The sequence below is a fragment of the Microbispora sp. CSR-4 genome, from assembly GCF_008033685.1.
Taxonomy (GTDB): Bacteria; Actinomycetota; Actinomycetes; order Streptosporangiales; family Streptosporangiaceae; genus Microbispora.
In genome coordinates this window covers 1-474 of the sequence record NZ_VJVX01000265.1, presented here as the reverse complement: position 1 = coordinate 474, position 474 = coordinate 1, and the positions used below count along the sequence as shown (strand labels likewise).

The window sequence follows — 474 nt, the reverse complement described above, 5'->3', positions numbered from 1 at the left end:
GAAGTCGTCGCCGTCCAGGCGGGCCAGCAGCCGTCCCAGGGTGGAGGCGGCCAGCCGTACGGGGCCCGGGAGACCGATCCGGGCGCGTAGCTCGGGATCGTATCCGGCGATGAACCGGGTGATCTTCGCCAGGGAAGTCGCTCCGCCGAGCACGGCGAGCAGGGCTAACGCGAGCAGCGGGCCGAGTCGGTAGCGGCGCCCGCGGCGGCTGCGAGGGTCCGGTATGGCATCCAGCACCTCGGCAAGGGTGGGCAGGTCGGACAGCGGATCGCAGATGGTGACGCGCTCCAGGTGGCGGGAGAGCACGTCGATCGGGGATGATGGCACGCGAACGCGACCCCTGTTCTTGATCGACTGGCTAGACACCGACGATCATGAGGGGTCGCGTTTGTCATCTCCGCACCGGGGCGCCCTCAACTACCCGTCCGTCCCAGGGCTGCGCCCATCTCACCAGCCGAGAACGCTTGGGCCCTG

Annotated in this window: 1 protein-coding gene; it reads right to left on the bottom strand. The window is 69.6% G+C overall.

The genetic code is table 11. The features are described from left to right. Positions 1–327: transposase family protein (locus FLV34_RS39750; protein ID WP_187280904.1), on the bottom strand; the 327-nt coding region annotated here is incomplete at its 3' end. Between the last annotated feature and the right edge of the window lie 147 nt (positions 328–474).